The organism is Vibrio sp. dhg (assembly GCF_003443775.1).
Classification (GTDB): domain Bacteria; phylum Pseudomonadota; class Gammaproteobacteria; order Enterobacterales; family Vibrionaceae; genus Vibrio; species Vibrio natriegens.
On the sequence record NZ_CP028943.1, the window covers coordinates 783,550 to 809,970 of the forward strand.

The window sequence follows — 26,421 nt, forward strand, 5'->3', positions numbered from 1 at the left end:
CGTGCTTGTGTTCAGTTATTCACCAAACGGATTAAGACATTACGTTTTTTTAGAAAAAGCACTTGCGTCTCGGATCAGAATCCGTAATATACCACCTCGTTGACGGGGACAAGTCCTCAGTTAAACATCTCGGTGAATAGCGCAGCTTGGTAGCGCATCTGGTTTGGGACCAGAGGGTCGGGGGTTCGAATCCCTCTTCACCGACCACATTAAGAAAGCCTGCTTTTAAAGCAGGCTTTCGTCGTTTTAGAGGTCATAAAATTCGTACTAACGGATTCGAACCAAAGCGGGGGTTCGCCTGAAGTTAGAATATGGCTCTTCACCGATTATTTTCTAAAAAAGGCTCTGTAGAAATACAGAGCCTTTTTTGCATTTTAAATGCGTGCTGGAGCATAGGGTCGTGGGCTGGAACGCCAGTCCGATCGAATTCCTCTTCACCGACCATATTAAGAAAGCCTGCTTTTAAAGCAGGCTTTCGTCGTTTTAGAGTTCATAAAATTCATACTAACGGATTCGAACCAAAGCGGGGGTTCGCCTGAAGTTAGAATATGGCTCTTCACCGATTATTTTCTAAAAAAGGCTCTGTAGAAATACAGAGCTTTTTTGCATTTTAAAGGCGTGTTGGAGCAAAGGGTCGTGGGCTGGAACGCCAGTCCGATCGAATTCCTCTCCAGCGACCATATTAAAAGAAGCCGCAGCAGAAATGTTGCGGCTTTTTGCATTGAGCTTACTGTATCTACAACTGTTGGATATTGCACTTCGCTTTGCGTGTATTACCAAGCGGTGTAATTTCAAAACCTCGCTCGGCCAGCAAATCTATTAGGTTATCTTTACCGACGAGATGCAGGCTGCCAACCACAACGGTATAGCGGCCTTGCTTTTGCGGGAGTATGCTGCCGATGTCGAGCTTTTCTGCCCAGTCTTTATTACGTGCATACAAAAAGGCCTCATTGAACTCTTCTGTTGCTTTGTCAGTTAAAGAGGCTTCTTCCAACATGCTACCATCGCCACTTTTCCAGCTTTCAATCAGGCATTCGACGAGCTCTTCTCCTGCTTCATATTCATTGATGGATGACAGCAGCATTTCTTTACCTTCATCAGGCTGACCAGTAATTAAATCGATTTGAAACTGTACGGTTTCGAGTGAAATGACAGGAATGCCGGTTTTGTCGGCCAAGCCAATTAAGTGCATATCGACGCCTTCTGTTGAGACATACCCCAGTTTGTTCACTAAAGCGAGTTGGATGGTGAGAGCGGTATTCCATGGTGGGGCATTCAGCAACTGAGTTTCTGGTATCTGCAAATCTTTTGCTATTTTGATCAGTTGTTGACGCTGCGTTTTGTTCAGTATCGTTTTGGTTCGCGTAGACACTGGCGGGTAAACAGCACCCTCACTACTTCTTACGTCCGCTTCAATGATCAGCCCCGAACTTTCGCTAAGGTGTTCCAGTAGGTTTTTAGGCAAGGGATACATGGTTTTATCCCCCACATGTACTGAGCCGATAATCATATATTCTGTCTCGCCTTTTTTGGCTAACCAATGTTGTGGCTCAGCGCTGGACGAAAAGGAAGTAAAAAGAACGAAAAACGATGATACAAAGGTCATTATGCGGAACATATTATTATCCTCGAACTGAATCCCGGATAACATTTTGTATCCAGCATCTTGAAAGCGCATCTGCACATCACTTTATACCGAAACTGGAGCAAGATGCCATATTGAGCATAGAACACGTTTTCAATAACTCGTGTGTATACGAGCCGCTTAATAGGGGGCAGATAGAATTGTCACGATAAACTCACCATTTTACGACGTGCTATTTATTTTTATGCGTAAATTAAGTGTGATCGAAATCTAATTATTTCGCTCTGATAAAAAAGATTGGGGTGAAAATTTAAATTAATAATGTGATCTTAATTGGTAAATCGTTCTGATTTATGTAGTTTGTTGTGATGTAGGTCGGATATGGATTTTTTGAAAGATTTTTTAGTCCAGTTGTAATTGACTGTATTTTATGGGTTTTATTTATTGTCTGGTTTCCCGTTTTGAACATGATCACTTTTTTAAAGGATTTATTTTTCATCGAAAATTAATTGTTTCAGTATTGCCTCCGCCCACTAAGGCAGATTCCAAATTTTGTTATGTAAAGGAACCTACGAGTCTGGAACCATCACATAACGTGAATAAATAAAGGCAGTAATTATGAAATACATTTTTGCACTGAGTGCTCTTTCTCTCGCTTTCGCGTCTAGCGCATTTGCTGGTTCTTCTTACGTAACAGGTAACGTTCAATTTCACGATGATGGCCGAATTCACGGCTCGGACGTGACTTCTACACTCGAAGCTGGTCATACTTTCGATAATTCATTTGGTGGCTTTACGGTTTACACTGAGTTTGATGGTATTCAACTTGGCAAACTAGAAAGTAAAAATGGTGGCGCAGGGAACATAACACCTTACATTACGGTAGGGGGTGAGCAGTCATTTAACATCACCGATCGTCTTTGGGTTGCAGCAGGTTACCAACACTTGTTCTCAGCGGGCGAAAACATTCAATACCGTCCACTGGTGAAAATTGGTTACAACTTCGATAACGGTATTTCTCTGAGCAACCGCACGCGTGCACACATTGATGCAACAGACGCAGATGCAGATACGGACTACCGCATGGATAACCGCATCGGTTACGTGATGAATGAAGATGTGACGCTAAGCTACAACAATGTATACATGATTGATGCCGATACAATGGACCACGAGTTCCGTGCGACATGGACTCGTAAAGGTGTTCAACCATACTTTGAACTTCGCTCTCAGGCTCATGGCGCAGAAAATGCGAATGGAGACAGCCTAGTGAACAACGCCTTTGTATTTGGTGCTTCTTACGGTTTCTAACGATTTCGTCTTAATTGTCCATTAAGTTGCTAAGAAAAAGCCCAGCATCTGTTTTAAGAGCTGGGCTTTATTTTATTTGTCGTTACCTTTGTGGTGACTAAAGGCCGAAACCTGTCCTTGTTCATTGAAAGCGTAAACGGTGTAACTGTCCTTTTTATCGCCATACTCCATGCCCGGCGAGCCTACTGGCATTCCAGGAACCGTCAGACCTTTCGCATTCTTCGGTGGGTTTTCCAAGAAGGCTTTAATATCGGCTGCTGGCACGTGTCCTTCAAACAGATAACCGTTTATTTCTGCCGTATGGCAAGAGTAGAGCTGTTGGTTTTTCATGCCTAATTCGCGTTTGATGGCATTCATATCATCATGCAGTTTTTCTTCGACCGTAAAGCCGTTCTCTTCCATGTGTTTTGTCCAGTCACCACAACAGCCACAATATGGCGACTTGTGGTTAATGACATCGGCTGCCAATACATTGGCGGATACGGTCGCAAGCATCGCAAAAGTTACAAGTTTCAATTTCATAATACCCTCAGAAAGAAGTCGTCATTTTACTGAAAACAGTCGTAGTCGGTTTGCATTACTAACGACAGTAATTGAAGACAGTGCCATCGCTGCTCCTGCAACTACGGGACTGAGTAAAAAGCCAAATGCTGGGTAAAGTACACCTGCCGCAACAGGTATGCCCAACGAGTTATAAACAAAGGCACCAAACAAGTTTTGTTTCATGTTTTTAAGTGTAGCGCGCGACAACTCTATTGCGTGCACCACGGCCATTGGTGAAGTGTTGAGAATCGTCATTTGCGCACTTTCTATCGCGACATCACTGCCGCTTCCCATTGCGATACCAAGGTTGGCAAGTGCAAGAGCAGGCGCATCGTTAATGCCGTCTCCGACCATCGCCACAATATGGCCTTTAGATTGAAGTTGCTCGATGTGCTGGGCTTTTTCATCTGGTAACACTTGGGCAATCACTTCATCGATACCGAGCTCTTTACCGATCGCATCAGCAACGTGCTGGTTATCACCCGTCAACATCACGGTTTTGATTCCCTGAGCTTTTAAAGCTGAAAGTGCTTCTTTAGCGTCTGATTTGATTGGATCGGCAATCGCAATCAGTCCGACTAACTCGTTATCCAGAGCCACAGCGACAGGTGTCCAAGCGTTTTTTGCACTCTCTTCTATCGCTTGTTTTAGGTTACTTGTGTCAATGTTCTCGGCTTGCATAAATTGCAAAGAACCGATCAGCAATGGTTTACCTTGGTAAGTCGCTAAGATGCCGCGTCCACGGACGTTTTCGAATTTATCTAATGTGACTTCTTGCGCGTTTTGTTGTTTCGCAAAATCACACACGGCTTTGGCAAGTGGATGCTCAGACTGACGCTCTGCCGAATAGGCCATAGCAAGCAGCTCATCTTGACTGGTCGCGTGAGTAAACACTTGTTGAACTGATGGTTTTCCTTGTGTCAACGTGCCGGTTTTATCGAAGACAACCGTATCGACTTTACTGGCTAACTGCAGTGCATCAGCGTCTTTAATTAAGATGCCCAACTCGGCGGCTTTGCCTACGCCAACCGTGACGGAAAGAGGTGTAGCCAAGCCAAGTGCACATGGGCAGGCGATGATGAGTACGGTTGTTGTCACCACGAGCATGTAGCTGGCTTTAGGCTCTGGGCCTACGGCAAACCAAACCAACGCAGCAAGTAAGGCAATACCAACCACGACAGGTACAAATACCGCTGAGATTTGGTCGGCTAATTTGGCGATGGCAGGTTTACTGCTTTGAGCGGTTCTAACCATACGAATGATGCGCGCAAGCATCGTATTTGCACCAATGCCAGTGGCTTCGATAACCAAGCTACCGTCGGTGTTTAGCGTACCAGCAGAGACTTCTGCATCCAGCCCTTTTAGTACCGGGACAGGCTCTCCGGTTAGCATTGACTCGTCTATATAGGATTCGCCTTCGAGTACGGTGCCATCTACTGGCACTTTCTCGCCGGGCTTAATTCTTAATTTCATTCCAAGCGTTATTTGCTCAACGCTGATGGTCTGATCGCCTTTCTCTGTAATAGCCGTCGCTTGTTGTGGTTGCAAGTTAATTAAAGCTTGTAATGATCGAGTAGTGTTGGCCTTGGCTTTGGCTTCTATATAGTGACCGAGAGAAATCAAACCAATGATCATGGCACTTGCTTCAAAATAGACGTGACGTGATGCGAGCGGGAACCAGTTTGGGAAAACCACGACGAGCATGGAGTAGAACCAAGCAGCACCTGTGCCCAATGCAACCAGTGTATCCATGGTTGCGCGTTTGTGAGTCGCCGCTAACCAAGCGTTGCTGAAGAAGTGGCGACCAGCAGTTGCCAGAAGCAGCAAACATAAAAGACCGACCGCGCCCCAAATGTACTGGTCACTGGTGTGGCGAATCATCATGTTACCTCCAGCCACACCCCACAGCATTAAGGGAGCACCCACCACTAAGCCAGCAATGGCATCAAATTTAAAGCGTTTTTGCTGTGCCAATTGCTGCTGCGCTTGCTTTTCTTGTTGTGTTGCGGCGTCTTGTAGGATTTCCGCTTGGTATCCTGCTTGTTTTACCGACTCTACAATCGCTTGGTGTAGGTCTTCAGAATCCTGAGTCGCGAACACTAAGGCACTTTGTTCAGCAAGATTTACCTGAGCTTTTTCTACACCTTCAACCTTAGTTAATGCTTTTTCGACTGAAGAAACGCAACTTGCGCAGGTCATTCCCTGGATTAGCATTTGCAGTTGAGTGCCGCTGGCTGGTGGAATGTCTTTCAGTGGGTTATCTGGTGCTTTGCTTTGTGCTGGTTGGGATTCATCTTCAGGCTTGGCACTTTTAGCTTCTGTACTTTCGGTGCCAGTGATGGCTTCTTTACTCGCGGTGTAGCCTAAGCTCGCGACAAGATCGATGACTTGCTGTTCAGAAAGAAGAGTTCGGATATTTAATTGCGTCGTCGAAGCTTTAAATGAGATAACGTCTGCATTTGAATCTAACAAAGCCGTGAGCTTTTTGACGCAGCCGCCACAGCTTAATCCGGATAAATTAAAGTCATAGGCGTGACCAGCCTGATAGCCTAAGGACTCAATAGACTCAACAATCTCGTTTAAAGAGGCATCGGTTTTGACTTCCACAGAGGTCGGGGACAAGTTGAGAATCTCAACACTATGATTTGCAAGTAAAGTTTTCTCCACTTTCCTTGCACAACCCATGCAGTTAAGCCCTGATAACGGTACTACAAACTGATTCATAACTTGTCCTCACTGATCGTAATATAGTGAGCTTAAACCTTACTGCAAGGGTAAGGTCAAGGTTTGTTATCAATGAAGTGAATTTCGTTGAACCCCGCATCGAGAGGTTATTTGGGTATATGAACACGGAAGGATTGTAGTATTGACTTACGATGGTAAAATGTCGCCACTTTTATCCTTGACAATACAACGAGAACCCTCTCGTTGAACATTAACCCTAAGGAACTCAAATGACGGTTAAAACTCGTTTTGCTCCTAGCCCAACTGGCTATCTACACGTTGGTGGTGCGCGTACGGCACTGTATTCTTGGCTATATGCTAAAAACCAAGGTGGTGAATTCGTTCTGCGTATCGAAGATACAGACCTTGAGCGTAACTCTAAAGAAGCGGTTGATGCGATTCTGGAAGGTATGGAATGGCTAGGTCTGGAGTGGGATGAAGGTCCTTACTACCAAACTCAACGTTTTGACCGTTACAACGAAATGGTTGATAAGCTGGTTGCTGAAGACAAAGCATACAAATGTTACGCATCTAAAGAGCTACTGGATGAAATTCGTGCAGAGCAAGAAGTGAACAAAGAAATGCCTCGCTACGATGCTAACCATCCTAAAATCAAAGCGGCAAACGATGCGGCGAAAGATGGTGATCCTTGCGTAATTCGTTTCCGCAACCCGAAAGAGGGTAGTGTTGTATTTGAAGACCAAATCCGTGGTCGTATCGAAATCCGTAATGAGCAGATGGATGACTTGATCATTCGCCGTACTGATGGTTCACCAACGTACAACTTCTGTGTTGTGGTTGATGACTGGGATATGGGCATCACACACGTTGTTCGTGGTGAGGATCACATCAACAACACACCTCGTCAGATCAACATTTACGAAGCACTAGGTGCACCAGTACCTACATTTGCTCACTGTGCAATGATTCTGGGTGACGACGGTGCGAAACTGTCTAAACGTCACGGCGCTGTGTCGGTAATGCAGTACCGCGATATGGGTTACCTACCAGCTGCTCTAAACAACTACCTTGTTCGTCTGGGTTGGTCTCACGGTGACCAAGAAATCTTCACTCAAGAAGAAATGATTAATCTGTTTAGTCTGGACGCCGTATCTAAGTCAGCGTCTGCATTTAACACAGATAAGCTGCAGTGGCTAAACAACCACTACATCAAGAGCTCTGATCCAGCGTACGTTGCAGAGCATTTACAATGGCACCTAGACCAACAGAAGCTGGACGTGACAAACGGCCCTGCAATCACTGAAGTGATCAAATTGGTTGGTGAGCGTTGTAATACACTTGTTGAACTGGCTGAGCAGATTCGCTACTTCTACGAAGATTTCTCTGAGTTTGAAGCAGGCGCTGCGAAGAAACACCTACGTGGTGTAGCAAAAGAGCCTCTAGAGCTTGCACTTGCAAAAGCAGAAGCGTTAACTGAGTGGACAACTGAAAGCATCAAAGATGGTGTAATTACAGCCGTTTGCGAAGAGCTAGAAATCGGCATGGGTAAAATTGGTATGCCGCTACGTGTCGCAGTAACAGGCGGTGGTCAGTCTCCATCTGTTGACGCAGTTATGGCTCTAATTGGTCAAGAGCGTTGTATTGCTCGTATTAAAATGGCCTTAGCGTTTATTGCTGAACGTGAAGCTAATGCATAATTAAATTGCGTAAATATTCAAAAGCCGCGGTAATTTCCGCGGTTTTTTTATGTCTAAAGAATGTAATAAAAGCGAAAGTAGTGAACAGATTTGACTGATGTACATGCTATGTCGGCGTGTTGATGTTTGTTTTTTGATAAATTTTTGTAATTAAAGATCGTGATTTTTAGTGCTTATTCAATGGCTGATTTTCAAACTATCCCTCTGATTAATATCTACTATCTATAAAGTTCCCCAAGTAGTATCTCAATAGTGAGACAAATATCTGCATTAGTTACTTTGTTGTGACTTTTAGCGCAAACGTTTGCGTCGTTGTCGCGATAGGCTTTTGGTGCTCTATGTCACATAATGTTTGCGGTTTTGATGACACTAAATTGACAGTTTTGGGATTTTTCTCGAGATTTCTTAGCGTTATAGTTCATCTCGTCAGTGGGACCCAAATAACGGTCCCGAATACTGTACAGGAATGATACCCGAGCAACTTTTGATAAATAATTTGCATGCATATGCACGAAGTTGGCTTCGGTAATACGCTCAAGGAATGAATCAAATTGGAATACAACGTCAGTCGGCGACGCATTTCGTGATCTAATAAAAGTAATTCTTAATAGGAATCAATAATGAAAAAACTAGCAGCGGTAATTTCAGCATCTTTACTTATGGCATCAGCGGCTCAAGCCGAAGTTTATGTTGGCGGTAAAATGGGTAAATCTTGGTTGGAAGATGCTTGTGTAGCAGGTCAATCTTGCGATAAAGATGACTCGACTCTTGGTGCTTTTGTTGGTTACGAATTCAATGACTACATTGCAGTTGAAGCAGGTTTTGACAATGTTGGTGATTTTGATAACACCTCTTTCGGTGGTCACGTAGAAGCTATCACCCTTGCGCCTAAATTCAGCCTACCAATCACTGAAGACATCGCACTTTACGGTAAAGTGGGTGGCGCTTACGTAATGTTCGATGGTAAAGACGATTACTCTTACCTTGGTGCGGCAGGTCTTGAGTTCAACCTAAGCCAAAATGTTACAGCTCGTGCGGAATACCAAACTATCACTGACATCAACAACGATGTAGTTCGCGCAACAGGCAATACAGCGACCCTAGGTGTTTCATTCAAGTTCGGTGGCAGCGAAGAGCCAGTTGTTGAAGAAGCGCCAATCGTTGAAGAAGTGGTTGTTGTAGAAGAGCCAGTCGTTGTAACGAAAACATTTGAAACTCAAACTATCGGTACTGGTGGCTTCGATCTAAACAGCACAACACTAAAACCTGAAAGCGCAGCTAAACTAGACAACTTGGTTGCTTTCCTAAACGAGCATCCACAAGCGAATGTTGAAGTGGTAGGCTACACAGATGCTTCTGGCGCTGCATCATACAACCAAAAAGTTTCTGAGAAACGCGCAGAATCTGTTGCTAACGCACTAGTAGAAAAAGGCATTGATGCATCACGCATCCACGCTCGTGGTGAAGGTGAAAACAACCCTATCGCATCAAACGAAACGCGTGAAGGTCGCCAACAAAACCGTCGCGTAGAAGTGATTGTTCCTGAATTTGAATACCAAGTTCAGCAATAAGATACTATTTAAACAAATAGAGTCCTGAATTTAAATGCCCCAAAGCGTTAGCGCTTTGGGGCATTTTTATATCTATTGTCGATGCAAAAAACAGTCTCACTCAAAAATGACTTAGTACATTGGGTTATTTAAGATCGATACTGTTTAGGCGTCCCATGAACGTAAGTATTTCCAGATTTTCCTTGTGAGCTTCCAACAGTGCTTTTTTGGTTTGCATGTATGCGGCAAGCTTGCCGTATTTACTGATTGAGCGCACAACCGTCTTGTACTTATATTCTCCATGTTCGTTAAACTCTCGCCACTTGGCAATGTAACAAGTGTCTCGATTGTCTGGATTCTCTAGAGTTGGATTGGGTTTATGAACGATTTTCGGTTCAACACTGTGCGGTAATCTTGTCATCAGATAGGGATCTTTCAAAAGGCGCCGCCAAAACTTGCCCCACATCTGCTGTCCCAATTCATTTCTCAATTTAATGGCTTTCTTTAGTCCCTTCTCCTCTCCAATGCGCACAAACCCTACAGAGCGGTGAAGTACCGTATCCTCTGGGGTGTGGATGTGGATCTTAAAGGCTGTCTTGCCTTTGGATATAAAACGGTGTCCGGTATTTGTAATTAAATTGCTCTTAGACATAGCGCTAACTAATATTCTTATTAATAGCCAAAAAGGGTAAGCAAAACTCATCAATAATTAAAGTCATAAAATATAAAACTGTAAATAGCTGCGTTTAAAATTGGTTTTGTGCCGTTAGTGAATGTTCTAGAAAAAGACGCTGAGTGAGCTTCTAATGAATCGTCTCAAGTGATGTCAGATCAAGGGAAAAGAAAAAAACCTTAGTTCAACCGCGAACTAAGGTTTTGATGTGGCGCCCCCAGTAGGATTCGAACCTACGACCTGTCCCTTAGGAGGGGACTGCGCTATCCAGCTGTGCCATGAGGGCGTAATACCAGCTACTGCAGTTGGTATAATCAAATAAGATGCGTCATCTATAATATTCAAAAGTACGCATATCTCAAGGGCTAATGTTGTCTTTTAGAGTATCTTGTTCATTACATCGCCAATTTGAACGCTTGATGACAGGTTGGGTTGATCGATGCTCAGTTCTGCTTCGTGTTCATAAACGCGCGACACGGTTAAGGTCACTTCACTTTGCGATACTTTGTTACGTGGTAAACCGCTTTGATCGATAAAAGACGCGGTGTGCCACAATTGCAATTTGTCGCCCTCTTTAACACCGTGCATACGGCCTAAATCCATAGTGACGGTGTTTCCGTAGACAGCCACTACTTCCGGCAAGGTTATCTTACAAGACAGTTCTGATTCCAAATCTAACATGATGTTACGGCTTACGCGCAGCATCATTTCACCATAAGTAGAGGCCCAGAATCGCGCGCTTCGTGTGTCGACCTGACTGGTTTTTGCAAACGGCCAGCGAGCGACTTCGCGGTAGGTTTTATAAAAGACTTCATGGCCAGTTTTACCATCATAAACTTTCATCTCTAAGGCAAACTGCCGGTTGATGATGTCATCTTTGAGTACTTTAGATTCAATCGTCGCGGTTAAGTCAGTAATGACGCCACCAATGATGTACTGTGCTCCATTGTCCTCGGCAATCATCTGAGTGCGAGCAGGGTAGTTGCGGCTAATTGAGTAGTCGGTAGTGCCGACAGAAACGAAACTGTGCGAGGTCTGATCGAGCTGACGATTCACTACGTGACTAAAGTCATCACCAACTTGATAAATTTGTCCCATCACGGCTTGTTGAGGAGAGGCGACATCAATATTCCCAACCAGGATGGTTTTTTTGTATTGAGCCGTGTGGCAACCCATTGCCGATGGGTAGATGTCGACACGGAGCTTTATCTCCATCTTACCACTTCGTTTTCGCTCAGATTCGACCAGGATGTAGCGTACTTCATGGTTAGTGAACTGATACTCTTTGCGGTTTTCTTCTAATAGCGGCATTAAATTACTGATGCTGCCAATATCTGCCCCCGAAAAGTTGACGGCTTTAAAAAGCGCATCCTCTAAGGCGTGTAGCCTTGCCGCATCGTCCGAAGATACGATCGTGGCAACGCCTGTCACTTCGTACCACGCGGCGACTGCGCGAAAAGGCAGAAGCAGAACGAAAGTGATTGATAATACGCTGATTAATATTTTTTTCATGGCTTGTAACCGTTCAGGTATAAATATTGCTAAAACAAACATCAGTGAAGTTTGGTAGCGCTTTCTAGTTTGGACAGGCAAAAGAAAAGCAAAGACTGTTCCAAGATTTCGTTTCTTGTCATGAATGACAAGGAACAGTGACACCCAAGATTATCTGGAGAATCAATCCATGAAAAAATGGCTTGCTGCCGCATCGATGATGACGCTTTTGACATCGTGCGCGTATTCACCAATTTACAATGGTAAAGAACCCTATTCAGGCAGTCAGTTCATGCTGATGGATAGCCCGCGTCATACGATGGACTTTTTTATTGAAAGCATGACGGAAGAGTTGATGGTTTCTAACGTCGCGGTCTCTGCGCGTACACCGATTGCGATCACATCATTCGTTGATTTACAGAATATGGATGCAACCAATTGGTTGGGTAACTCGGTATCTGAAGGATTCATCCATCAGTTCCAGCGTCGTGGATTTAAAGTGGTGGACTTTAAAACGACGGGCTCGATTCAAGTCACTCAACAAGGTGACTTTGCATTGAGCAGAGACTGGAGCGATCTCGCTCAAGAGCAGGAAATCCAATACGTATTAACTGGCACTATGCTACGCCAAGAAGGTGGTGTGCTTGTAAACGCTCGCGTGGTTGGGATGCAAAGCCGAATTGTTGTAGCAACGGCACAGGGCTTTTTGCCTGCGGATCGTATTGGCCGCGACTTAGATACGCTCAACAGTATTCGTACTCAAGATGGCGTCCTGATTCGTTCAGACCCGACGATTCGTCAGCCATACACTGTGATTCTCCGCCCATAGGACAGAGCCATGAAAAAATTATTATTTATTATCGCCACCTTGGTGCTGGTGGGTTGCCAACCATTACAGCAGATGCGTCAGGATGAGCTGCTCGTTGCCGTAGGTTATGCCAGCGTGAGTGAACAAACTGGTCGCACTGTAGAAGAAAAACGTGTTCGAGCAATGCGCGCATCGAAAATTGATGCTTACCGTGAACTGGCAGAGCAGGTCTATGGTATGCGTGTCAGTGGCCGAGCGGAGTTGCAAGATCAGCGTTTAGGGACGGAAAGCACAACCGGTGCGGTTGACGGCGTTATTCGCGGCGCGGAAGTGGTGAGAAGCTACTTGGTCGAAGACAGTTATGTAACAGAGCTTCGTCTGGATATCCGCAAAATGGATAAGCTACGAGACTATGGTGAAGTTCAGCAGGTACCTGAGAAGCGTCAGCAGACCCTGTTCTGACATCTAAATAGCGTCAGATAATCTCTTTAGCGGCTCATTGGTAACATTGGGTCGTTTTTTGTGCGTAAAACTTAGAGTAGATAAACGATAGGGGTATCACGAAGAGAAAAGTCAGGCTTTGATGTTGGTGCCTAAAGTCGAAATGGTGTGAGTTTGCCCACCGGCGTTGTAAGTCATACCGACTTTACCGTGGGTGCGTTGAAGCATGTTATTGAGCTTGGTGAAGCTCAGCTGCGCTCGATTGAGCGATTCACCGTTCATTTGATTAACTTGTTGGCAATCAATGACGATAGATTGAATCTGGTTTACCACCTGACTTAGGTGTTCATCTTCGGTAAGCTGATTGACATGCGGGTGAGAGGCGATTCGCTGATCAGTCATCTTTAATTGATCAATGAGTGTCATCTTTTGTTTGGCAATACTTTCGATATCAGCAGAAACACGCGCAGTGATGGCTTGTGTTTCCTGACGTAAAACGACAGAAAGTGCTTTTGCATTTTCTAGTTGGAAGTTTACGAGATCGACTAATGCTGCCATGAATACTTACCTTGAGCCTAAGTCAGTTAGATTTTGCCTTGCAATTCGCTTTCAAGCTTAATCATGTTGTCGGCCAGTTTTTCTGGATCAACTTTGTATGAGCCGTTTGCGATTGCTTCTTTGATTGCGGCCACTTTTGCGGTGTCATAAGCCGGTGAAGCTGCCATATCCTTTTGGAGTTTATTGACGTCTTTACTTTGTTGGCTCAAAGATACTGCATCTTGTTGCGCTGACACTTTATGCGAATCTGTTGTGTTGGTCGCATTCGATTCATTACGTGCAGGTGCGCGACTTTTATTAGTCGTCATTATCTGACCTGAACGTATATTGTCTATACCTGCCATGTTTTACCTTTGCCTTGTATCGTAATACTGGTACTCAGACTATCGACCAACGCCAAAATAACTTTAATCATTTTGTGCACTTTTATTGATCGATTTTCATCTCGTGCTGTTGTTCGCCGAAGGTCAAAAGTTGACGGTGATTTCTGCAATGCCAGTCACTATGCCTTCTATTATACGTTGTGACTTATCATTTTTCACTCTCACTTGATCACCTGCTGCACCGTCTTGCAATGCGGTGCCTTGGGTCGAGATCGTCATCCCCGCTTTTACCGCTTGAATTGTCACTCTCTCGTTACGACACACCACGCACACATCATTTCGCTCCACGACATCTCCAAGGCGAACACTACGCTTTAATTTCGCGCCCACGACTTGAGAAAGGTCGGTAAAGCCATCTTTGCGAAAGCGTTGTAACTCAATCATTGACGTGGTGACGTCTGAAGCACTGATGATTTCTCCTCGAACGAGTTGGCGAGTACTGACAAGCATCGGGACCGAAACTGACATACGCACTGGGACGTAGACTTTCCAGTCATCAGCAAAACATTCAACCAATACATTAATATTGCTGCGCGTGCTGCTGGTGGTAGAAGCCGATGTGTCGAGAGGCTTTGGGCAGTCAGTAGCTTTAATCCGTGAGTCGATATTTGCTGCATTGACGGTTAACTCACCGCCTGCAGGTTGCTCGACGGTGGCTAGAACATGTTGTTCTGCTGCCATTTTTATCTGTTCGAGCTGATTATCAGTGGCTGAATGAACAAAAAAGCTAAATATACTGAGCAAAATGCCGATAGCCTTAGCGTACTTTGTGAATACCGATCTACATATTGTTTTAGTCAATGTAGTCGAAGTGATAGTGAAATACGCCATAAGGTCTCCCTGGAACAATGCTTGCCAGTGGTAGAGTATCATTTAAAAACAAAAAGTTTGAGATGGAGATGAGCATATGACGGGGATTCTTGACTCAGTGAATCAGCGTACGCAACTCGTCGGTCAGAACCGATTGGAATTGTTGACCTTTAGATTGATGGGGCGGCAGCGTTATGGCATTAACGTATTTAAAGTTCGGGAAGTGCTGCAATGTCCAAAGCTGACAGTAATGCCAAATCTGCATCCGTTAGTAAAAGGTGTTGCTCATATTCGTGGCCATACCGTATCCGTTATTGATTTAAGCCTGGCAATTGGTGGCCGCCCAACCACGGAAATTGACAAGTGCTTTGTGGTGATTGCGGAGTTCAACCGCTCTATTCAGGCGTTCTTAGTATCGTCGGTTGAGCGTATTATAAACATGCACTGGGAAGCGATTTTGCCGCCTCCGGAAGGCGCGGGTAAAGCACATTACCTGACCGCGGTAACCAACATTGATAACGAGCTCGTTGAAATTCTCGATGTAGAAAAAGTTTTGGCTGAAATTGCGCCAGTGGATGAGACGATGGACGCTTCGATTGGTGAAGAAATCGCTCAGGCAGAGCAGGTGAAACCAATTGTACGCCGTATTATGATTGCCGATGACTCTACTGTTGCACGTAAACAACTCGAGCGAGCTATCCGTTCGATCGGTTTCGAGGTGTTGTCGGTGAAAGATGGTAAAGAGGCATACAACACCTTGCTTGAGATGGCTCGAGAGGGTGACATCTACGAGCAAATTTCTTTGGTGATTTCTGATATCGAAATGCCAGAGATGGACGGCTACACCCTAACCGCTGAAATTCGCAGAAATGCGGATTTGAAAGACCTTTATGTTATTCTCCACTCTTCCTTAAGTGGCGTATTTAACCAAGCTATGGTTGATCGCGTGGGAGCGAACACCTTCATTGCGAAATTTAATCCAGACGAACTGGGTAACGCGGTTAAAACTGCATTAATACAATAAAGAGACATGAATGACTGCTATTACAATTGGCGATCAAGAGTATCGTGACTTTAGCCGTTTTCTCGAAGCGCAATGTGGCATTGTGCTAGGCGATAGTAAGCAGTACTTAGTGCGCAGTCGATTAAGTCCGTTAGTGACCAAGTTTAAGCTCACTTCGTTGTCTGATTTACTGCGTGATGTGGTCTCAGGCCGCAATCGGGAACTACGTATTGCGGCTGTGGATGCGATGACAACCAATGAAACGCTGTGGTTTCGAGATACGTATCCGTTCACGGTTTTAGCTGAGAAATTATTGCCGGAAGTCGCGGCAAACAAACGCCCGATTAAAATCTGGTCAGCCGCCAGTTCATCGGGGCAAGAACCGTACTCCATCGCAATGACGATTTTGGAAACGCAGCAGCGTAAACCGGGATTGTTGCCAAGCGTTTCTATCACCGCAACCGACATTTCGAGCAGTATGCTGGAGATGTGTCGCGCTGGCGTGTATGACAATTTAGCGTTGGGGCGTGGTCTCTCTCCGGAACGTCGTCGTGTCTTTTTTGAAGACAACGGAGATGGCCGCACGAAAGTGAAAGACAATGTAAAGCGTCTGGTCAACTTTCGCCCGCAAAACTTGCTCGACAGCTACGCGCTGGTGGGTAAGTTTGACATTATCTTTTGCCGTAATGTCCTGATTTACTTCTCACCGGAGATGAAATCGAAAGTGCTCAATCAAATGGCAAACCAGCTCAATCCGGGTGGTTATCTACTGCTGGGGGCATCTGAGTCGTTAACCGGGCTGACGGATCGTTTTGAAATGGTGCGTTGTAATCCGGGTATCATTTATAAATTGAAATAGTTTAAAGATCCTAGGGTCAAGACCTAGGATCTCTCTTAACCCAATACCTGATCTTCCCCTTCATTTTTGCCTACTCCCTCAAACAAAGGTATCTTTACGCTTAAGCCGAGTGGATTGACACTGACATTCCATTAATCACCTTGGCTTACATATTGCGATTCAAAGCATCGATAACTTTTAGCCGTAAACGTGTGCCAATTTTTGGCATAGTAATTGCTTTTTAGTTATCTATACCGGTCAGTTCTAATTGTAGAGGCAAACATGGCTATATCTTTTGACAATGCACTAGGCATCCACCAACACACGGTGGGCGTACGTGAGCGCAATGCTGAGGTGATTTCCACCAACATCGCGCAAGCAAACACACCTGGTTACAAGGCAAGAGGTTTAGACTTTGCAAAGGAATTACAAGCGGCAACATCAGGGGCAAGTATTAGTCTTAATCGAACCGATGGTCGGCATATTCCTGCCACTACAACATTGACAGGAGACAAGCTATATCGTCTTCCTACCCAACCTGATACGGGTGATGGCAACACGGTAGATTTGGATTTAGAACGTAACCTGTTCATGCAGAACCAAATCAGACACCAGGCATCACTCGACTTTCTAGGTGGCAAATTTAAGAACTTAACCAAGGCAATCAAAGGGGATTAATTTAGATGAGCTTATTTAACGTTTTCAATGTGACAGGTTCCGCAATGAGCGCTGAGTCTGTTCGTCTGAATACTACCTCAAGCAACCTGGCGAATGCGGATAGTGTCAGCAGCTCTGCGAAAGACACTTACAAAGCGCGTCATGCTGTATTTGGTGCCGAGTTAGGTAACGCCATGCGTAACGGTAATACGGTGCCAGTAAAAGTGTTGGGAATTGTAGAAAGTGATAAACCGCTAAATGCGGAGTACAACCCTGATCATCCTCTTGCAAACGAACAAGGCTACATCTACAAGCCAAACGTTAATGTAATGGAAGAAATGGCAAACATGATTTCGGCTTCTCGCGCATATCAAACCAATGTTCAAGTTGCCGACTCAAGTAAACAAATGCTGCTGCGTACGCTGCAGATGGGTCAATAAGGATAAGGAGGTAGCGTATGGCCGGATTTAACAACGTTGGTCAAAGCGGCTTGTCCTACATCGACCAGCTCAAAAGCCTACAAGAGAACAAAAAAGCGGAAGAGAGTACAGGTAAGCAGGACCTGAAACAGGAAGACTTCCTATCTTTGCTCACCAAGCAATTGTCTCAGCAGGACCCGTTTAAGCCAGTCAGCAATGACCAGATGATCGCGCAGATGGCGTCATTTGCGACCGTTGATGGCATCGGCAAAATGAACACTCAATTTGAGAGTCTGAACTCGTCGATGACATCGAACCAAGCATTACAGGCTTCTTCTCTGGTTGGACGCGATGTGTTGGTCCCAGGCGCTGCGGGTGTGAAGCAAGACGAAGCCCCAATGGCAGCCATGGTTAAGCTTTCGCAGTCTATCGACAATTTATTTGTTCGTGTCGAAAACGAGGCTGGCCAACTGGTTCGTACTTTTGAGGTAGGAGCGAAACCAGCTGGTGACACCCGTGTACTCTGGGACGGTAATGATGAAAGCGGGAATCCATTGCCTGCCGGTAAATACAAAGTGAAAGCATCTGGCTTAGTTGATGGGGCGTCGCAAGAGTTCCCAGTCTCCACTTATGCCAATGTAAACAGCGTATTACTCGGTAAGGGCGACGGAAACGTATTACTTAATCTGGCGGGTTTTGAATCGCCAGTTCGACTTGCAGAAGTATTGGAAGTCGGCAAAGCGTAACGCATAACACGCGAGATCAGGAGACTTTGGAATGTCATATGTATCTTTAAGCGGTTTGTCCGCCGCTCAATTGGATTTAAACACCACCAGTAACAACATTGCGAACGCCAATACGTATGGCTTTAAAGAGTCTCGTGCCGAGTTTGCGGATGTCTACTCAAACTCTTTGTTCACCAACGCCAAAACCACACCAGGTGGCGGTGTTCAGGCTGGCCAGGTTGCTCAACAATTCCATGAAGGTTCAAGTGTTTACACCAATAACCCGATGGATTTGCGTGTGTCAGGAACGGGCTTCTTCGCCGTGGCGAAAGATCGTCTCGTGCCGCAGCAAAATGAAATGACACGTAACGGTGCGTTCCATTTGAACAGAGACAACTACATGGTAACGGCGAACGATGAGTTTCTGCTTGGTTATGAGGTAAATCCAGACTCTGGTGAGGTGTCATCTTACGAGCCACAGCCAATCAATATTCCAGCTGAGTTTGGTAAGCCAAAACAAACGGCGAACATTGAAGTGGGCGTAAACTTACCTGCTAATGGTGATTTGAAAGATCCGACTCAGTTTGATTTTTCAGATCCAGATACTTATAACCGTTCAACGTCTTCAACCATTTATGACTCAATGGGTCAGTCTTACAAGTTGACCACTTACTACCTGAAAGACCAGACTCAGCCAAATACCTGGAATACCTACTACACGGTAACGGACAAAGATGGTGAGAAGCCGGTTAACATTGCTCAAGGTGATGCAACAACCGCATCTGGCCATGTTGGTCACACGATGAGGTTCAACAATGATGGTACTCTGGCGAGCCTAAACGGTGGCAACCCTATTCGCTCAGTGGCGTTAGGTGCTTCGGTTGGTGAAGGTGGTGCGGCGGCAGAAAATGCCGGTATCAATCTTAACGGCGCTGATCCGATGCAAACTCTGAACTTTGGTTTAGATGCATCAACTCAGTTTGCGGCGCCATTTGAACTGACCAAGTTTGATGAAGATGGTGCTACGACGGGCTTCCTGACCAAAGTTGACTTTGATGAAAACGGCAGCGTGTTGGGCACATACTCAAACGGTGAAAACGTCACCCTGGGCCGCGTTGCGCTCGTCCGTGTTCCTAACGAACAAGGTCTGGATAAAAAAGGTGGCACTCAGTGGGATTCAACTCAGTTCTCTGGTGACAAAATCTGGGGCGAATCCAATAAAGGTTCGTTTGGTACCCTCAATAACGGTGTGCTTGAGCAGTCAAACATTGACATGACTCAGGAGCTGGTGGATCTGATTTCGGCTCAGCGTAACTTCCAGGCTAACTCGCGTTCGCTAGAAGTACATAACCAGCTACAACAAAATATTCTGCAGATCCGCTAGATCGCGAGCCGGATAATCTGCTTTATCAAGTGACGCTGCTTAGCGGCTCACTTGATTACTTTATGACATTCATCAGATACCTAGCCCTAAAAGTCTTCACTTTGGGCTAGGTATTATTTGATCTCTACGTTGCCGCCATTGCCGCTCAGAGGATCAAAAACTTGCCTCTTTCCGGATTTATCCTCGAAAATTTTCCTTTATCTGATTTGATTTCAAATCAACTCGTTGAATATTAAGTGTATTTTATTTTGGCATAAGTATTGCTTTTACTCTCAAGTACAGAGGACTTTAGGGAGTAATTTATGGATCGCGCACTGTTTCTCGCAATGAGCGGCGCCAAGCAAAACATGCAGGCTCTGCAATTGCGTGCCAACAACCTGGCCAACGTGAGCACCACGGGTTTTCGTGCGGATTTGACACAGGCTCGTTCGATGCAAGCGTATGGAGAAGGGCTCCCTTCACGTGTGTTTAGCATGACAGAGCGTCCGGGACATAACTTTGCTCAAGGCAGTGTGATCACCACTGGCCGCGATTTGGATATTACTATCGAAGGCAGCGGTTGGTTGTCTGTTTTAGACCACACTGGCAAAGAAGGGTTGACCCGTAACGGCAACTTAAAAGTCGATCAAAATGGTTTACTGACTAATGCGAGTGGCCATGCCGTATTGGGTGAGAATGACGCCCTGATTACTTTACCTATCCCTCTCTCTAAAATTGAAATCGGTCGTGATGGCACCATCTCTGTACTTCCACAAGGTGCTCCAGCAGAAGAATTACAAGTGGTTGATCGTATCAAGCTTGTGAAAACTGACGACCGCAATTTATTTAAAGACACCAATGGCTTATTTCGCCATAAAACTCCAAACCAGCCTTACGAAGCAGACGCAACCATCGGCATCCAGACCGGTGCTATTGAAGGAAGTAACGTCAATGCCGTGGGTGAAATGACGGCATTGATTGACCTTCAGCGTCAGTTTGAAATGCAAGTCAAGATGATGAGCACCGCTGAAGATATGGACAAGTCTTCAGATTCACTGCTTCGTATGAGTTAACAGAGTTAGAGGTTCACAATGCATCCAGCACTATGGGTTAGTAAAACCGGTTTAGACGCCCAACAAACCAACATCGCAACGATTTCAAACAACCTGGCGAACGCCTCAACGGTTGGCTACAAAAAGAGCCGTGCCGTATTTGAAGACTTGTTTTATCAGAACATTAATCAGCCAGGCGGTCAGTCTTCTCAGAACACAGAATTACCAAGTGGTTTGATGTTGGGTGCCGGTTCTAAAGTGGTTGCCACGCAAAAAGTGCACACTCACGGTAATGCGCAAACGACCACGAATGCGCTGGATATGATGGTGGAAGGCGATGGTTTCTTTCAGGTGACTTTGCCGGATGGCAACATCGGCTATACGCGTAATGGTCAATTCACGCTCAATGGTGAAGGTACGCTCGTGACATCAGGCTCTGGTTACCCGGTAGAGCCAGAAATCGTCATTCCTGAAGACGCAATCTCAATCACGGTGGGGACGGACGGGGAAGTGTCAGTTCGTGTTCGTGGTCAGCAAGACAACCAAGTCGTCGGTCAGCTCACCATTACCGACTTCGTCAACCCGGGAGGTCTAGAGCCAATCGGTCAGAACCTTTATTTGCCGACTGGCGCGAGTGGAGACCCACAAGAAGGGGTACCAGGGCTGGACGGTTTGGGTGAAATTCGCCAATCCATGCTGGAAGCATCGAACGTTAACGTGACCGAAGAGTTGGTCAATATGATCGAAGCGCAGCGTGTGTATGAAATGAACTCTAAAGTGATTTCATCCGTCGATAAGATGATGAGCTTCGTGAACCAGCAGCTGTAACGCTTAAGCATCGAGATTAAGGATCTTATGATGAAACGTATTTACCTGCTTGCACTTATCAGCACCATGTCTGGTTGTGCCATGCTAGAGCCAATTGAAACCGATGAAGTCTCTCAAGCAACCACGGTGGTTGATGCCGTTGAAGGCGACAAATCAGAAGACAGCAGCGGCATTGTGGACACTTTACGCGGCAGAACTGATCCGGTGGCTGGCGATCCTGCATGGGCTCCAATCCATCCCAAACAGAAACCGGAGCACTATGCTGCGGCAACCGGGTCATTATTCAGTCCCGAGCACATTACCGATCTTTACGACGACTCCAAACCTCGTGGTATTGGTGACATCATCACTGTTACGTTAGATGAAACCACAAGCGCGACTAAGAGTGCTAACGCGGATTTGTCGAAAAGTAATGACTCGACCATGGACCCGTTATCAGTCGGTGGTCAAGAGCTGCAAATCGGCGGCAATTACAACTTTTCTTATGACTTAAACAGCAGTAACAGCTTTGTGGGTGATTCGTCAGCGAAACAGAGTAACAGCATCAGCGGTTACATTACTGTCGAAGTGATTGAAGTGCTTGCCAACGGTAATCTGGTTATCCGTGGCGAGAAGTGGATGACTCTGAATACGGGCGATGAGTACATTCGTTTAAGTGGCACCATTCGCCCTGACGACATTAATTTTGACAATACGATTGCTTCCAATCGTGTATCGAATGCCCGCATTCAATATTCAGGCACCGGGTTGCAACAAGATATGCAAGAGCCTGGCTTCTTGGCACGATTCTTTAATGTAGCGCTTTAAGGTGCCGTACTGCGGCAATTTAATTGCGAGAGATAGGTAAGCATGAAAAAAATCTTTTTACTCCTACTGAGCGCTGCGCTGTTTTCAACTGCTGCTCAAGCCGCACGTATTAAAGACGTCGCGCAAGTGGCAGGGGTACGTAGCAACCAACTTGTAGGTTATGGTTTAGTTTCAGGCTTGCCGGGTACTGGGGAGTCTAACCCGTTTACGGAACAAAGCTTCGCGGCCATGCTGCAAAACTTCGGCATTCAACTGCCGCCGGGTACCAAGCCAAAAATCAAAAACGTTGCCGCTGTGATGGTAACGGCAACATTGCCGCCTTTTTCTAAGCCAGGTCAGCAAGTCGACGTCACGGTGTCATCCATCGGAAGCGCGAAAAGCCTGCGTGGTGGCACGCTACTGCAAACTTTCTTAAAAGGTTTAGATGGCCAGGTGTATGCCGTTGCACAAGGTAATCTGGTCGTTAGTGGCTTCAGTGCGGAAGGTGCCGATGGCTCAAAGATTGTCGGTAATAACCCAACCGTGGGTCTTATCTCTAGTGGTGCGACGGTAGAGCGTGAAATTCCTAACCCTTTTGGCCGTGGCGACTACATCACTTTCAACTTGCTAGAGTCTGATTTCACCACGGCGCAACGCATGGCCGATGCGGTTAATAATTTCCTAGGGCCTCAAATGGCGAGTCCGGTCGATGCGACATCCGTTCGTGTGCGCGCGCCGCGTGATGTGAGCCAACGTGTGGCGTTTCTGTCTGCGATTGAAAATCTGGAATTCGACCCAGCTGATAGTGCCGCAAAAATCATCGTAAATTCCCGTACGGGTACCATCGTTGTCGGCAAGCATGTGCGCCTTAAGCCAGCAGCAGTAACACATGGTGGTATGACGGTATCCATCAAAGAAAACCTCAGTGTGAGTCAGCCGAATGCCTTCTCGGGCGGCCAGACGGTCGTTGTTCCGGATTCTGACATTGAAGTGAACGAAGAGCAGGGCAAGATGTTCAAGTTTGAGCCGGGTCTGACGCTGGACGATTTGGTTCGCGCAGTCAATGAAGTCGGCGCTGCGCCTTCAGACTTGATGGCTATCTTACAGGCATTAAAGCAAGCTGGTGCGATTGAAGGCCAGTTGATCATCATCTAAGTCGTTAGGAGGCGGCAATGATTAAGAATCCTAACGATATCGGCTTTATCCACGACATCAGCTCACTCGATACTCTAAGACAAAAAGCAGTCAAAGAGGGCAAAGATGGTGAGCACGAAGCCTTGCGTGCAGCAGCGCGCCAGTTCGAATCCATTTTTACTTCAATGATGCTCAAGTCGATGCGTGAAGCAAACGAAGGTTTCGAATCGAACTTCATGAACAGTCAGAACGAAAAGTTTTACCGTCAAATGTTGGACGAGCAGATGGCGAGTGAACTGAGTGCTTCGGGCTCAATGGGCCTCGCTGATATGATTGTCGCTCAGTTGACAGCAGGACAGGGCAGCGATAAGAGTGAAACCGCTGTGCGTGATGCGGCAAATAATGCCGTGGAGTATCGCCGTGTTGACCCGCAAAAAGCACGTGAAACCGAACAACGTTTGATTGAATCTGGCGAGTTAGAACGTCCAAACCGTACTCTAGCTAACATTCAAGCACCGACTCGATTTGACTCTCCAGAATCTTTTGTCAGTTCAATGATGCCTTATGCAGAAAAGGCAGCTAAAGCGTTAGGGGTTGAGCCATCTCTGCTTCTTGCTCAAGCCGCGTTAGAAACAGGCTGGGGACAAAAAGTAGTTAAGAACGCACGTGGCAGCAGCAACAATCTGTTTAATATCAAAGCGGATCGCAGTTGGCAGGGGGAGAAAGTCACCACTCAGACATTAGAGTTTCATGACAATACGCCAGTGAAAGAAACTGCCGCGTTCCGCTCGTACTCAAGCTACCAAGACAGCTTCAACGATTACGTTCGATTCTTAAACGATAATCCGCGTTATGAGGTCGCTCTGCAAAGACGTGGCGATTCCGAATCGTTCATTCGTGACATTCAACATGCTGGTTACGCCACTGACCCTGACTACGCGGATAAAGTTCTGCAAGTGCAGCAGAAAATAGAAAGCATGTAGCCCCTCGTTATTTTTTCTCATCTTTAAGGCTTGCCATTGTGCAAGCCTTTATTTTATCGATAGTTCCTACTTGTTTCTTTGCTTGGCATACCTTTTGCTTTGTTTGTGTAGGCAATCGGACTTTTACCGATTTTTTCGTTTTTGGGGGCATGTATGGCGTCAGATCTTCTGAATGTAGGTACTCAAAGTGTGCTTACCGCTCAGAGACAATTGAATACCACTGGTCATAACATTTCTAATGTTAATACAGAGGGTTATAGCCGTCAGTCTGTGGTTCAAGGCACTAACGATCCGCGTCAGTTTGGCGGAGCCACTTATGGCATGGGCGTGCATGTGGAAAATGTTCGCCGCTCTTGGGATCAGTTTGCCGTTAATGAACTCAATATGGCATCGACCAACAATGCCAACAAAACCGATACCCAAGATAATCTCGACATGCTTTCAGGCATGCTGAGCTCGGTTGCCTCGAAGAAGATCCCTGAAAACCTCAATGAATGGTTTGATGCAGTTAAAACCATGTCTGACACCCCAAATGATTTAGGCGCGCGTAAAGTGGTGCTTGAGAAATCAAAAATCTTTTCTGACACATTGAACGATTTCCATGAAACGGTTCGATTACAGTCTGATGTAACCAACAAAAAGTTGGATATGGGGATAGAGCGCATTAACCAGATCGCGCTGGAGATTCGCGATACTCATCGTCTCATGATGCGTACTCCGGGGCCGCACAATGATTTGATGGACCAACATGAGAAGCTGATTAAGGAACTGTCTGAATACACCAAGGTCACAGTTACCCCGCGCAAAAATGCGGAAGGGTTTAACGTCCACATTGGTAATGGCCACACTTTAGTCTCAGGCACCGAAGCCAGTCAGTTAAAAATGATTGATGGGTATCCAGACGTTCTCCAGCGACGTTTGGCGATGGTGGAAGGTGGCGGCATCAAGGCGATTCAATCAGACGACATCGACGGAAAAATGGGCGCTCTACTCAATATGCGTGACCAGCACATTCCACAGTTACTTGATGAGATGGGCCGATTGGCTACCGGTTTTTCATACAAAGTGAATCAGTTGCAATCCCAAGGTTTGGATCTCAACGGCAAAATTGGTAAAGAGGTATTTACCGATATTAACTCGGAACTGGTCGCACAATCACGAGTGTTCGCCGCACCTGACTCTCAGGCAGAAGTCGCGGTTTATGTGGATGATATCTCTGCACTCAAAGGCGGGGAATATACGTTGCGCTATGATGGCGACCAGTACAGCGTCACGACCCCTAAGGGTGAGCAGCTTAAGCTGGATATCGATCAGTCGGATTCTTCCTTCGTGTTGGACGGTATGAACGTTCAAATTGGTGAAGGCCTTGCCACTGGCGAACGTGTACTTTTACGTCCTACCCGCAGCGGTGCCGCCATCATTAAAATGGAAACCAACGACGCAAAATCCATTGCGGCGCAAAGCTATGAAGCGTCTACCACGTTTGCTCAAGGCAGCGCCAAATTCAAAATTCATGAAGCCGGTGACGTTAGAGAGTTTGAGGTGACGGTACAGCCTGCGGACGAAAAACACGACAAAGCGTGGCTAAAAATTACCGATAACAAAGGCAATTTGTTGTCCGATAACTACGACTATCCGTTGGATAAAGACAATCCAATCATCGAAATTTCAGTGCCGAAGAACCATCCGTTGTATAAAAATGGTGATGTAACAATCTTTGAACTCACGGAAGGCGCACTGCTGAACGACAAATTTACAGCCAACTTAGTACCGTCGCCAGGTGGTAACGGCAACTTAAGGAAAATGCAGCAGTTGCAGACTGACAAAATGATGGATGGCAAGTCGAGCACTCTGATTGATGTTTACCACAATCTAAATACCGAGGTGGGGCTGAAATCGGCAACGGCTAACCGTTTGGCATCGGTTGCTCAGCTGGAACATGAATCCGCACAAGAACGTGTAGCGTCCATTTCTGGCGTCAACCTAGATGAAGAAGCCGCCAACATGATGAAATTTCAGCAGGCTTATATGGCGTCGTCACGTGTGATGCAGGCGGCGAATGATACCTTCAACACCATTTTACAACTGAGGTAAGGAG

At 45.9% G+C, this 26,421-nt stretch carries 25 protein-coding genes and 2 tRNA genes; 18 read left to right on the forward strand and 9 right to left on the reverse strand.

Annotation, left to right across the window (positions count from 1 at the left end):
• The first annotated feature begins 130 nt into the window (after window positions 1-130).
• Window positions 131-207 (forward strand) — tRNA-Pro (locus DBX26_RS03710).
• Between the two features lie 529 nt (window positions 208-736).
• Here DBX26_RS03710 and DBX26_RS03715 read toward each other — a convergent pair.
• Window positions 737-1,618: a TraB/GumN family protein gene (locus DBX26_RS03715; RefSeq protein WP_118119743.1), complete on the reverse strand. Its 882-nt coding sequence runs from the start codon at window positions 1,616-1,618 to the stop codon at window positions 737-739.
• Between the two features lie 585 nt (window positions 1,619-2,203).
• Here DBX26_RS03715 and DBX26_RS03720 point away from each other — a divergent pair.
• Window positions 2,204-2,896: an oligogalacturonate-specific porin KdgM family protein gene (locus DBX26_RS03720; RefSeq protein ID WP_014231077.1), complete on the forward strand. Its 693-nt coding sequence runs from the start codon at window positions 2,204-2,206 to the stop codon at window positions 2,894-2,896.
• Between the two features lie 72 nt (window positions 2,897-2,968).
• Here DBX26_RS03720 and DBX26_RS03725 read toward each other — a convergent pair whose 3' ends face one another.
• The gene (locus DBX26_RS03725) at window positions 2,969-3,418 is read right to left on the reverse strand and encodes a DUF411 domain-containing protein (protein WP_014231078.1); all 450 of its coding nucleotides are present in this window, start codon (window positions 3,416-3,418) and stop codon (window positions 2,969-2,971) included.
• A 21-nt stretch (window positions 3,419-3,439) separates the two neighbouring features.
• The gene (locus DBX26_RS03730) at window positions 3,440-6,163 is read right to left on the reverse strand and encodes a heavy metal translocating P-type ATPase (protein WP_118117891.1); all 2,724 of its coding nucleotides are present in this window, start codon (window positions 6,161-6,163) and stop codon (window positions 3,440-3,442) included.
• Between the two features lie 230 nt (window positions 6,164-6,393).
• On the opposite strand from DBX26_RS03730, the gene gltX reads away from it, so the two are divergent.
• Window positions 6,394-7,821 carry a glutamate--tRNA ligase gene (gene gltX / locus DBX26_RS03735; protein WP_020333333.1) on the forward strand — a complete coding sequence of 476 codons (1,428 nt, stop codon included), beginning with the start codon at window positions 6,394-6,396 and terminating at the stop codon, window positions 7,819-7,821.
• A gap of 620 nt (window positions 7,822-8,441) precedes the next feature.
• Complete coding sequence (locus tag DBX26_RS03740) at window positions 8,442-9,392, forward strand: OmpA family protein (protein ID WP_014231081.1); 951 nt, start codon at window positions 8,442-8,444, stop codon at window positions 9,390-9,392.
• A gap of 124 nt (window positions 9,393-9,516) precedes the next feature.
• On the opposite strand, the gene DBX26_RS03745 is transcribed toward DBX26_RS03740, so the two are convergent.
• The 3 genes from DBX26_RS03745 to DBX26_RS03755 form a co-directional block, all read right to left on the reverse strand.
• Entirely contained in the window at window positions 9,517-10,023 is a 507-nt protein-coding gene (locus tag DBX26_RS03745; protein ID WP_014231082.1) for a hypothetical protein, read from the reverse strand.
• A 230-nt stretch (window positions 10,024-10,253) separates the two neighbouring features.
• Window positions 10,254-10,330 (reverse strand) — tRNA-Arg (locus tag DBX26_RS03750).
• A 92-nt stretch (window positions 10,331-10,422) separates the two neighbouring features.
• Complete coding sequence (locus DBX26_RS03755) at window positions 10,423-11,556, reverse strand: flagellar assembly protein FlgT (protein ID WP_020333336.1); 1,134 nt, start codon at window positions 11,554-11,556, stop codon at window positions 10,423-10,425.
• A 169-nt stretch (window positions 11,557-11,725) separates the two neighbouring features.
• On the opposite strand from DBX26_RS03755, the gene DBX26_RS03760 reads away from it, so the two are divergent.
• Window positions 11,726-12,364 (forward strand): FlgO family outer membrane protein, encoded by a 639-nt coding sequence (locus DBX26_RS03760; protein ID WP_014231084.1) that lies wholly within the window; start codon window positions 11,726-11,728, stop codon window positions 12,362-12,364.
• Between the two features lie 9 nt (window positions 12,365-12,373).
• On the forward strand, window positions 12,374-12,805 hold the full coding sequence (flgP, locus tag DBX26_RS03765) for a flagellar assembly lipoprotein FlgP (RefSeq protein ID WP_014231085.1): 432 nt from the start codon (window positions 12,374-12,376) through the stop codon (window positions 12,803-12,805).
• A gap of 111 nt (window positions 12,806-12,916) precedes the next feature.
• On the opposite strand, the gene flgN is transcribed toward flgP, so the two are convergent.
• The 3 genes from flgN to flgA form a co-directional block, all read right to left on the reverse strand.
• Entirely contained in the window at window positions 12,917-13,342 is a 426-nt protein-coding gene (flgN, locus tag DBX26_RS03770; RefSeq protein ID WP_065302065.1) for a flagella synthesis protein FlgN, read from the reverse strand.
• A gap of 26 nt (window positions 13,343-13,368) precedes the next feature.
• A complete protein-coding gene (flgM, locus tag DBX26_RS03775) occupies window positions 13,369-13,686 on the reverse strand; it encodes a flagellar biosynthesis anti-sigma factor FlgM (protein WP_020333337.1) in 318 nt (105 codons plus the stop codon).
• 123 nt (window positions 13,687-13,809) lie between these two features.
• The gene (gene flgA, locus DBX26_RS03780; RefSeq protein ID WP_118117893.1) at window positions 13,810-14,556 is read right to left on the reverse strand and encodes a flagellar basal body P-ring formation chaperone FlgA; all 747 of its coding nucleotides are present in this window, start codon (window positions 14,554-14,556) and stop codon (window positions 13,810-13,812) included.
• A 76-nt stretch (window positions 14,557-14,632) separates the two neighbouring features.
• Here flgA and DBX26_RS03785 point away from each other — a divergent pair, with 76 nt between their 5' ends.
• From DBX26_RS03785 to flgK, 12 genes are all read left to right on the forward strand, one after another.
• On the forward strand, window positions 14,633-15,559 hold the full coding sequence (locus tag DBX26_RS03785) for a chemotaxis protein (protein WP_014231089.1): 927 nt from the start codon (window positions 14,633-14,635) through the stop codon (window positions 15,557-15,559).
• A gap of 10 nt (window positions 15,560-15,569) precedes the next feature.
• On the forward strand, window positions 15,570-16,397 hold the full coding sequence (locus DBX26_RS03790) for a protein-glutamate O-methyltransferase (protein ID WP_118117895.1): 828 nt from the start codon (window positions 15,570-15,572) through the stop codon (window positions 16,395-16,397).
• 261 nt (window positions 16,398-16,658) lie between these two features.
• Complete coding sequence (gene flgB / locus DBX26_RS03795) at window positions 16,659-17,054, forward strand: flagellar basal body rod protein FlgB (protein ID WP_014231091.1); 396 nt, start codon at window positions 16,659-16,661, stop codon at window positions 17,052-17,054.
• Window positions 17,055-17,059: 5 nt separating this feature from the next.
• Window positions 17,060-17,473 carry a flagellar basal body rod protein FlgC gene (gene flgC, locus DBX26_RS03800; protein ID WP_014231092.1) on the forward strand — a complete coding sequence of 138 codons (414 nt, stop codon included), beginning with the start codon at window positions 17,060-17,062 and terminating at the stop codon, window positions 17,471-17,473.
• 17 nt (window positions 17,474-17,490) lie between these two features.
• The gene (gene flgD, locus DBX26_RS03805; RefSeq protein WP_014231093.1) at window positions 17,491-18,198 is read left to right on the forward strand and encodes a flagellar hook assembly protein FlgD; all 708 of its coding nucleotides are present in this window, start codon (window positions 17,491-17,493) and stop codon (window positions 18,196-18,198) included.
• A 31-nt stretch (window positions 18,199-18,229) separates the two neighbouring features.
• Window positions 18,230-19,561 (forward strand): flagellar hook protein FlgE, encoded by a 1,332-nt coding sequence (gene flgE / locus DBX26_RS03810; RefSeq protein ID WP_020333340.1) that lies wholly within the window; start codon window positions 18,230-18,232, stop codon window positions 19,559-19,561.
• Window positions 19,562-19,863: 302 nt separating this feature from the next.
• Entirely contained in the window at window positions 19,864-20,613 is a 750-nt protein-coding gene (locus DBX26_RS03815; RefSeq protein ID WP_118117897.1) for a flagellar basal body rod protein FlgF, read from the forward strand.
• 18 nt (window positions 20,614-20,631) lie between these two features.
• The gene (gene flgG / locus DBX26_RS03820; protein ID WP_005382032.1) at window positions 20,632-21,420 is read left to right on the forward strand and encodes a flagellar basal-body rod protein FlgG; all 789 of its coding nucleotides are present in this window, start codon (window positions 20,632-20,634) and stop codon (window positions 21,418-21,420) included.
• Between the two features lie 30 nt (window positions 21,421-21,450).
• Window positions 21,451-22,227 (forward strand): flagellar basal body L-ring protein FlgH, encoded by a 777-nt coding sequence (gene flgH, locus DBX26_RS03825; RefSeq protein WP_014231096.1) that lies wholly within the window; start codon window positions 21,451-21,453, stop codon window positions 22,225-22,227.
• 42 nt (window positions 22,228-22,269) lie between these two features.
• Window positions 22,270-23,361: a flagellar basal body P-ring protein FlgI gene (locus DBX26_RS03830; protein WP_020333342.1), complete on the forward strand. Its 1,092-nt coding sequence runs from the start codon at window positions 22,270-22,272 to the stop codon at window positions 23,359-23,361.
• Between the two features lie 17 nt (window positions 23,362-23,378).
• Entirely contained in the window at window positions 23,379-24,323 is a 945-nt protein-coding gene (gene flgJ / locus DBX26_RS03835) for a flagellar assembly peptidoglycan hydrolase FlgJ (RefSeq protein WP_118117899.1), read from the forward strand.
• Between the two features lie 153 nt (window positions 24,324-24,476).
• Window positions 24,477-26,417 (forward strand): flagellar hook-associated protein FlgK, encoded by a 1,941-nt coding sequence (gene flgK / locus DBX26_RS03840; protein ID WP_118117901.1) that lies wholly within the window; start codon window positions 24,477-24,479, stop codon window positions 26,415-26,417.
• Window positions 26,418-26,421: the final 4 nt, after the last annotated feature.